The sequence below is a fragment of the uncultured Actinomyces sp. genome, from assembly GCF_963526355.1.
In the GTDB taxonomy this organism is placed as follows: domain Bacteria; phylum Actinomycetota; class Actinomycetes; order Actinomycetales; family Actinomycetaceae; genus Actinomyces.
On the sequence record NZ_CAUROW010000090.1, the window covers coordinates 1 to 7591 of the forward strand.

11 protein-coding genes are annotated in these 7591 nt (G+C 68.2%); 9 read left to right on the forward strand and 2 right to left on the reverse strand.

Annotated elements, in window-relative coordinates; all coding sequences use genetic code 11:
* The 8 genes from RWR81_RS11475 to rplQ form a co-directional block, all read left to right on the forward strand.
* Positions 1 to 500, forward strand: a 500-nt coding sequence (locus RWR81_RS11475) for an adenylate kinase (protein ID WP_314457883.1), incomplete at its 5' end; no start/stop codon positions are given.
* Between the two features lie 126 nt (positions 501 to 626).
* Positions 627 to 1508: a type I methionyl aminopeptidase gene (map, locus tag RWR81_RS11480; RefSeq protein ID WP_314457884.1), complete on the forward strand. Its 882-nt coding sequence runs from the start codon at positions 627 to 629 to the stop codon at positions 1506 to 1508.
* A gap of 427 nt (positions 1509 to 1935) precedes the next feature.
* Positions 1936 to 2157 carry a translation initiation factor IF-1 gene (gene infA / locus RWR81_RS11485; RefSeq protein WP_003781847.1) on the forward strand — a complete coding sequence of 74 codons (222 nt, stop codon included), beginning with the start codon at positions 1936 to 1938 and terminating at the stop codon, positions 2155 to 2157.
* A 33-nt stretch (positions 2158 to 2190) separates the two neighbouring features.
* Positions 2191 to 2304 (forward strand): 50S ribosomal protein L36, encoded by a 114-nt coding sequence (rpmJ, locus tag RWR81_RS11490; RefSeq protein WP_003781903.1) that lies wholly within the window; start codon positions 2191 to 2193, stop codon positions 2302 to 2304.
* Between the two features lie 165 nt (positions 2305 to 2469).
* Positions 2470 to 2844, forward strand: coding sequence for a 30S ribosomal protein S13 (rpsM, locus tag RWR81_RS11495; protein WP_043539058.1), 375 nt, complete (start codon positions 2470 to 2472; stop codon positions 2842 to 2844).
* A gap of 62 nt (positions 2845 to 2906) precedes the next feature.
* A complete protein-coding gene (gene rpsK / locus RWR81_RS11500; RefSeq protein ID WP_009403616.1) occupies positions 2907 to 3308 on the forward strand; it encodes a 30S ribosomal protein S11 in 402 nt (133 codons plus the stop codon).
* 156 nt (positions 3309 to 3464) lie between these two features.
* Positions 3465 to 4466, forward strand: coding sequence for a DNA-directed RNA polymerase subunit alpha (locus RWR81_RS11505; protein WP_108832445.1), 1002 nt, complete (start codon positions 3465 to 3467; stop codon positions 4464 to 4466).
* A gap of 30 nt (positions 4467 to 4496) precedes the next feature.
* Positions 4497 to 5213 carry a 50S ribosomal protein L17 gene (gene rplQ / locus RWR81_RS11510; protein WP_314457885.1) on the forward strand — a complete coding sequence of 239 codons (717 nt, stop codon included), beginning with the start codon at positions 4497 to 4499 and terminating at the stop codon, positions 5211 to 5213.
* A gap of 147 nt (positions 5214 to 5360) precedes the next feature.
* On the opposite strand, the gene RWR81_RS11515 is transcribed toward rplQ, so the two are convergent.
* Positions 5361 to 6482, reverse strand: a complete 1122-nt coding sequence (locus RWR81_RS11515; protein ID WP_314457886.1) for a tetratricopeptide repeat protein — start codon at positions 6480 to 6482, stop codon at positions 5361 to 5363.
* A gap of 262 nt (positions 6483 to 6744) precedes the next feature.
* Between RWR81_RS11515 and RWR81_RS11520 the strand changes: the two genes are divergently transcribed.
* The gene (locus RWR81_RS11520; protein WP_314457887.1) at positions 6745 to 7449 is read left to right on the forward strand and encodes an MgtC/SapB family protein; all 705 of its coding nucleotides are present in this window, start codon (positions 6745 to 6747) and stop codon (positions 7447 to 7449) included.
* A 29-nt stretch (positions 7450 to 7478) separates the two neighbouring features.
* Here the strand turns inward: RWR81_RS11520 and RWR81_RS11525 are convergent.
* On the reverse strand, positions 7479 to 7591 hold a 113-nt coding region (locus tag RWR81_RS11525; RefSeq protein ID WP_314457888.1), incomplete at its 5' end, for an NAD(P)(+) transhydrogenase (Re/Si-specific) subunit beta.

Below are 7591 nucleotides of genomic sequence, written 5' to 3' on the forward strand. Positions count from 1 at the left end.
CCATCTCCACCGGAGACATCTTCCGCGCCAACGTCGCCGGCGCCACCGAGCTCGGTACTCAGGCCAAGGCCTATATGGACAAGGGAGAGTACGTGCCCGACTCCATCACCAACGCCATGGTGGCCGACCGCATCGCCCAGGACGACTGCGAGGCCGGCTTCCTCCTGGACGGCTACCCGCGTACCACCGCCCAGGTCGGCGAGCTCGATTCCATGCTGGAGGCCTCGGGCCTGGCCCTCGACGTCGTCATCGAGATCACCGCTGACGCCGAGGCCGTCATCGCCCGTCTGCTCAAGCGGGCCGGCGAGCAGGGCCGCGCCGATGACACCGAGCCCGTCATCCGCCGGCGCCTCGAGGTCTACGCCGAGTCCACTGCGCCGCTGGCGGGCATCTATGCCGAGCGTGGCCTGCTCGTCCAGGTCGATGGCATGGGCGAGATCGACGCCGTCACCGGCCGCATCATGGACGCCCTCAGCGCTCACGGCGTCTCCGGCTCCTGAAGTCCGGCGTCACCGGCGGGTCGTCTGCTCATGCGGACGACCCGCCTCCGTATGCTCCGGCCCGTCTCCGTGCCGCCCGGAACACCCCGACAATCCCACCCCGTCCACGCCACCCCAGGAGGCAGTGTGCTCTCACGCGAACAGATCCAGATCAAGACGCCGGAGCAGGTGCGTCTCATGCGCAAGGCCGGGCTCGTCGTCGCCGACATCCACGCCGCCCTGCGCGAGGCGGTCCGTGCCGGGATCACCACCGCCGAGCTCGACGCCGTCTCGGCCGGCGTTATCGAGGCCGCCGGCGCCCACTCGAACTTCCTGGGCTACTACGACTACCCGGCCACCGTCTGCATCTCCGTCAACGATGAGGTGGTCCACGGCATCCCCGGCGAGCGGGTCCTTGACGACGGCGACCTCGTCACCTTCGACTGCGGCGCCTACATCCTCGACGAGAACGGCACCCAGTGGCACGGCGACGCCGCCTTCACCACCGTCGTCGGCGGGAGGTACCGCAGCGAGACCGATCGGCTCGTGGACACCACCACCCGCGAGGCCCTGTGGGCGGCCATCGCCGCCGTCGCCCGCGCCGCAGCGGGGGAGGGGAGCGGACGCGGACTGCGTCTTAACGCCGTCGGCGACGCCGTCGAGGCCGTCGTGGCGGACGCGGCCGAGCGCGAGGGCCACGAGCTGGGGATCCTCCAGGAGTACGTCGGCCACGGCATCGGTACGAGCATGCACATGCCCCCCGACGTCCTCAACTACTCGGTCAAACGCCGCGGGCCCCGACTGCGCCCCGGCATGGTGCTGGCCATCGAGCCGATGCTGACTGCCGGCAGCCCGGCCACCCGCGAGCTCGACGACGGCTGGACCGTCGTCACCCGGGACGGCTCCCACGCCGCCCAGTGGGAGCACACCGTAGCGATCGTCCCCGGCGGCGTGTGGGTCCTCACGGCGCCCGACGGCGGAGCCGAGGGGTTGGCCCCCTACGGCATCGAGCCCAAGGCTCTGAGCTAGAACCTGTTGCGGAGGCCCGTCGGATTCAGGGATGCCGCGGAACCGTGGACGCACCACAGGCCTCACGGACCGTGCCCGCGACGTGCGTCATCGAGGACCGGGGTGCGTCCCTGACGAACCGCGTGCCTGGCCGTGCGCCCCGGGGCGCCTTCGCCTCCGCGGTGCGACCCGACGAACCGGGAGTACTCGCCTGCGGTGTGTCAGGAAACACCGCGTCGTCTCGCTATCTGGCATGGTGGACCGTGGGTCGCCTGCCGTAAAGTTATCCGCTGGACGCGCGTCCGTCGATGACGCATGCCCGCATCACGCAATCGGGGCCCTGGCAACAGGGGCCTGCCCGTGGTGGGGCCTCTGCAGCGGCGACCGCGACCGCCCGGCGACGTCGTCGTCGGGGTGAACTCGAGCGAGAAAGCACCGATGGAGGAACATGGCTAAGAAGGACGGAGTCATCGAGGTCGAGGGATCGGTCGTCGAGGCCCTTCCGAACGCGATGTTCCGGGTGGAGCTGAGCAATGGGCACGTCGTGCTCGCGCACATCTCCGGAAAGATGCGGCAGCACTACATCCGCATCCTCCCCGAGGACCGGGTGGTCGTGGAGCTGAGCCCCTACGACCTCTCCCGCGGCCGAATCGTCTACCGGTACAAGTGACATGTCGGCTCCCAGAGCCGGCGGAGGAACATCATGAAGGTCAAGCCGAGCGTCAAGAAGATCTGTGACAGCTGCAAGGTGATTCGTCGCCACGGCCGCGTCATGGTCATCTGCGAGAACCCGCGGCACAAGCAGCGTCAGGGCTGAAGTCCCCGGCGCCGGGCCGCCGGAGATCTGGACGGCCCTTTCCAGCACCCATCCCAGCGCACCCGCACCGCGGGTCCGCAACCCCCGGTTCTCGGAGGCCGGGGCCACCAGGCGAGGTGGAGGAGATGGGTGACGACCTCCGGGAGCACACAGGAGAACCACACCGTGGCACGCATTTCCGGTGTCGACCTGCCTCGCGAGAAGCGAGTCGAGGTCGCACTCACCTACATCTTCGGGATCGGACGCACCCGCGCGGACGAGACCCTGAAGGCGACGGGCGTCAACCCCGACACCCGCGTCAAGGACCTCACCGAGGAGGAGCTGGTCAAGCTCCGCACCCACATCGACGGCAGCTACCAGGTTGAGGGTGACCTGCGTCGTGAGGTCCAGGCGGACATCCGCCGCAAGATCGAGATCGGCTGCTACCAGGGCCTGCGCCACCGCCGCCACCTGCCGGTGCACGGTCAGCGCACCAAGACCAACGCGCGTACCCGCAAGGGCCCCAAGCGCACCGTGGCCGGTAAGAAGAAGGCCAAGTAAGCAGCAGCTCGCGCCCCGCCCAGCTCAGGGCGCAGTGACGACCTCATCACGAAGAAGGAAGAATGCCTCCCAAGACCCGCGCCGCCGCGCGCAAGACGCGCCGCAAGGACCGCAAGAACGTTACCCACGGTCACGCCTACATCAAGTCCACCTTCAACAACACCATCGTCTCGCTGACGGACCCTCAGGGCGCCGTCATCGCCTGGTGCTCCTCCGGCCAGGTCGGCTTCAAGGGTTCGCGCAAGTCGACTCCCTATGCCGCCCAGCTCGCCGCCGAGTCCGCTGCTCGGCGCGCCCAGGAGCACGGCATGAAGAAGGTCGACGTCTTCGTCAAGGGCCCCGGCTCCGGCCGCGAGACCGCGATCCGCTCCCTCCAGGCCGCCGGCCTCGAGGTCGGCTCGATCACCGACGTCACCCCCCAGGCCTTCAACGGCTGCCGCCCGCCCAAGCGCCGCCGCGTCTGAGCTTCACGGGACGACGGCGCAGCCGGTGCTGCGTCGTCGTCTCACCACGTCCCGCCCGACCGGCGGGACGCGGAGTAGGGCCGGCCCGGTCGGGCCGGTGGCTCCACCCATGAGGAACGGCGTCATATAGCGGGCGCCGCGACGAAAGGAAACCACGTGCTCATTGCACAGCGACCCACGCTCACCGAGGAGGTCGTGGTCGAGGACCGCCGCTCGCGCTTCGTGCTCGAGCCCCTCGAGCCCGGCTTCGGCTACACGCTCGGCAACTCCCTGCGCCGCACACTGCTGTCCTCCATCCCGGGGGCGGCCGTGACCAGCGTCCGCATCGACGGGGTGCCCCACGAGTTCCGCACGATCCCCGGGGTCAAGGAGGATGTCGCCCAGATCATCCTCAACATCAAGGAGATCGTCCTGTCCTCGGAGAACGACGAGCCGGTCGTCATGTACCTGCGTAAGTCCGGTCCGAGCGAGGTCACCGCCGGTGACATCACCCCGCCGGCCGGCGTCGAGATCCACAACCCCGAGCTGGTCATCGCCACCCTCAACGAGAAGGGCAAGCTGGAGATCGAGCTGACGGTCGAGCGCGGCCGAGGCTACGTCTCCGCCAACCAGAACAAGGACCCCAACGCGGAGATCTCCCGCATCCCGGTGGACTCGATCTACTCGCCGGTCAAGAAGGTCTCCTACTCCGTCGAGGCCACCCGTGTGGAGCAGCGCACCGACTTCGACCGTCTCATCGTCGACGTCGAGACCAAGGCCTCCATCACCCCGCGCGACGCCCTGGCCTCAGCCGGTAAGACGCTCGTGGAGCTCTTCGGCCTGGCCCGTGAGCTCAATGTCGAGGCCGAGGGCATCGAGGTCGGTCCCTCGCCGATCGACGAGGCCTTCCAGCAGGACCTCGCCCTCATGATCGACGAGCTCGACCTGCAGGCCCGTTCCTCCAACGCCCTCAAGCGCGAAGGCATCCACACCGTCGGCGAGCTCGTCTCGCGCAGTGAGGCCGACCTGCTCGACATCCGTAACTTCGGTGCCAAGTCCATCTCCGAGATCAAGGACAAGCTGGCCGAGCTGGGGCTCTCCCTCAAGGGTTCCCCGGTCGACTACGTCTCGGACGACGACTACGCCAACCCCACCTTCAGCGACGAGACCCAGGCCTGAGCCGGCTCGTTATTCACCTAGGAGACAACCATGCCTCGCCCCACCAAGGGTCCCCGCCTGGGCGGCAGCGCCCAGCACGAGCGCCACCTGCTCGCCAACCTGGCCACGCAGCTCATCGTCCACGAGTCGATCAAGACCACGGAGGCTCGCGCTCGCCGCCTGCGTCCCTATGTCGAGAAGCTCATCACCAAGGGCAAGCGCGGTGACCTGCACGCCCGCCGCACCGTGCTGAAGAAGGTGACGGACAAGTACGCCGTCTACCGCCTCTTCGAGGAGCTCGCCCCCAAGTTCGAGGGACGCGAGGGCGGCTACACCCGCATCATCAAGACCGCCCCCCGCAAGGGCGACAACGCCCCCATGGCGGTCATCTCCCTGGTGCTGGAGCCGGTTGCCCGCAAGGAGATCGTGGAGGACGCGGTCGCCACCGCCAAGAAGGCCGCTCGGAAGGCCGTCGCCGACGAGGACAAGGCGCCCAAGGCCGACAAGGCCGAGGAGAAGGCGGACAAGGCTGAGAAGGCTGACAAGGCCGAGTACGCCGGTGCGGTCCGCCTGGAGGAGGGCGCCACGGACGCTCCCGACGACGACCACCTGGTCAAGGGCAACGAGGACTCCATGAAGTACCACGTTCCCGGCTCGCGCTGGTACGACGCCACGGTCGCCGAGGTCTGGTTCGCCAGCGCCGAGGAGGCCGAGGCTGCGGGCTTCGCTCCCGCCGGCGGCGCCGCCGCCCAGAAGGTCGAGAAGTGAACCGGGGCTGACGCTCTGAGCGAGAACTCCGGGAGGGCCGGTCACCTGATGGTGGCCGGCCCTCCGTTCTGCTTGCATGGAGTACGTGGTCGCTCTTAAGGACGTCGTCGGACGCGGCCGGAGTCGTGGGGGTGACAGGGATCCACGTCACTGGCCTTCCCCGGTGCGCATGACGAGCATGTCGAGCTCGTGCCGGAGGCGGGACGCCTCCTCAGACTGTCCGCGGATCTCCAGGATCGTCGCGTTGACCTCAAGTGCTCTGATGAGGGAACGGGTGAATGACTGCGGGTCGTGCTCGACGAGGCTCCGAAGGAGGGCAGTGGCCTCCTGGGAGACGGTCAGTGCCTCGTCGTTCTGCTCGGCGTTGGTCAGGCGTTTAGCCAGATCAATGAGTTCAATGGAGAGCCTGTGGGAGTATGCGGCGGGGTTGTGCCGCGCCAGGCTCCGATAGAGCTCGACCATCTCCTGCTCGGCGACCAGCGCCTCGTCGAGGCGCTCGACTCTGGTCAGCACGATGACGAGATTATTCAGGGCCTGCGCGAAGCCAGAAGTGTAGGGGCCGGGATTCTCCCAGATCAGGCGCCTGTAGAGGGTGACGGATTCCTGTGCGGGGCTCGAGGCCTCTTCGTTCCGCCCGGCGCCGGCCAGATGACCGGCCAGATTCGTCAACGATGCGGCGAGCTCACCGGCGTAGGCGCCGGGATTGGACTGAACCAGGTCACGGCGGATGCTGACGACCTCCTGGACGGCAACCAGTGCCTCATCCTGCCGTCCGGCGTTGCGCAACCGGTTGGCGAGGGTGTTGAGGGCCATGGCGAGACCTGGGGCATGGGCGGAGAAGTCGTTCCGTATCAGGTTCCGGTAGAGACTGACGGACTCCTGGGCGGCGGCCATGGCATCAGCGTCCTGCTCAGCCGTGTGAAGGTCGATCGAGAGGTTGTTCAGCGCCTCGGCGAGCTCAGCGGTGTGCGCTGCGGGGTCGGCTTGCGCCAGGTGACGGCGGATACTGACGACTTCCCGAGCGGTGGCCAGACCCTCGGCCTGGTGCCCGGCCTCGCCCAGGCGTATGGCGAAAAAGTTCAGGGCCCTGGCCAGCTCGACGGCGTAGGAGCCGTTGAACCGCGCCAGGTCGCGCAGAGCGTCAACGCCTTCCCGCGCAGCGGCAACAGCCTCCTCCAGCCTGCCGGAACCGGACAGAGAGGCGCTGAGATCCAGCTGTTGGGAGGCGTAGTCGAGCCGAGCACTTTCGGGGGAAACGGAGGGGACCATGAGGTCAGTCCTTCAGGGAGGGGGAAGAATGTCATCAGAAGTTTACTGGCGATCGAAGGCCTGGAGACGAGGATGCGACGGGCCGTACTGCCCATCGGTGAGAGACGTGACCGGGACGCCTACCGGCCGCGGACCGCAGCCTCATCGGCGCCGATGAGGCGATGGAGAATCAGCACCGGGGACACGTTCCCGGTAACCGCTCCTTTAGAATCGGCGCTGTGCCGGCAGGGCAGGCACAGTGATAGTAAGGAAGGGAGCCGATGTGGGCGCGCTGTTCAGCCTGAACCACGTGGGGGCTCAGGTCGTCGCCATGACGGCGACCTTCATCCTGTGCCTGACGCTGGGCGCCGAGCGCCACCTGCGCCACAAGGATGCAGGCGTCAAGACGCACGTCCTGGTGGGACTGGGCTCATGCCTGTTCACCCTCGTGTCCGCCTACGGATTCGCCCCGGTCACCGGTGGGGATGTCGCTGTGGACCCCAGCCGTGTGGCCGCGCAGATCGTCTCCGGCATCGGCTTCCTGGGCGCCGGGGTCATCTTCGTCAACAACGACACCGTCCGGGGCCTGACCACCGCCGCGACCGTCTGGCTCAGCGCCGCCATCGGCATGGCCTGCGGGGCGGGCATGATCCCCCTGGCGGCCACCGCTGTCGCGCTCGACTACGTCGTCGTCCTGCTGCTGGGCCCCCTCACCTCGCGCCTGCAGCGCCGCCGCGGCGAGGTGACCGTGCGCATCGACTACGAGGTCGGCCGCGCCATCATGCCTGAGATCCTCCAGGCCGCCACGGCCTCCGGTTTCACGGCCACCCTGGAGGAGACCGAGATGACCCGCGGCGAGCACGGGCGCACCATGAACGCCGTCATGCGCTTCCACGGGCAGCGGCCCGCCGCCAACCTCATCGAGGCCCTCTCCGGGCTCGACGGCGTCGACGGCGTCGAGTGCCTTGAGGGCGGCCGGCTCGACTGACCCGAGCGACTCCTGGATCCCGGCTCCTCCTACTCCAGTGCCCGGATAATGGCCTCGACCGTGTCCTTGGCGTCGCCGAAGAGCATCGAGGTGTTCTCCCGGAAGAAGAGCGGGTTGTCCACCCCGGCGTAGCCGGCGGCCA